Origin of the sequence: Mycobacterium simiae (assembly GCF_008370645.1) — a bacterium.
Taxonomy (GTDB): domain Bacteria; phylum Actinomycetota; class Actinomycetes; order Mycobacteriales; family Mycobacteriaceae; genus Mycobacterium; species Mycobacterium simiae_A.
The window spans coordinates 1-203 of record NZ_VTZN01000703.1 but is presented as its reverse complement, the minus strand read 5'-3'; the positions used below and the strand labels follow the sequence as shown (position 1 = coordinate 203).

General features: G+C 70.4%; 1 protein-coding gene. It reads right to left on the bottom strand.

The window, feature by feature from the left end; all coding sequences use genetic code 11:
• Positions 1–203 (bottom strand): hypothetical protein (locus F0Q45_RS28545; protein WP_188113235.1); only part of this gene is annotated, 203 nt, incomplete at both ends.

Below are 203 nucleotides of genomic sequence, written 5' to 3'. Positions count from 1 at the left end.
TCTTGGTCGGCCAGTGTCGTGATGGCCCCGAGGAGGGGGTGGTCGGGTCGGTGCAGACCCGCGGCTCCGACGTCGGCGCTAGCGGCTGGGGTCAGCCAGTACGCGCGGTGCTGGAATGGGTAGGTGGGCAGCGCGGTGATGCGGGCGTGCGGCAGCAGGGTGGTCCAGTCGGGGCTATGCCCGTGGGTGTGGAGTTGGGCTAA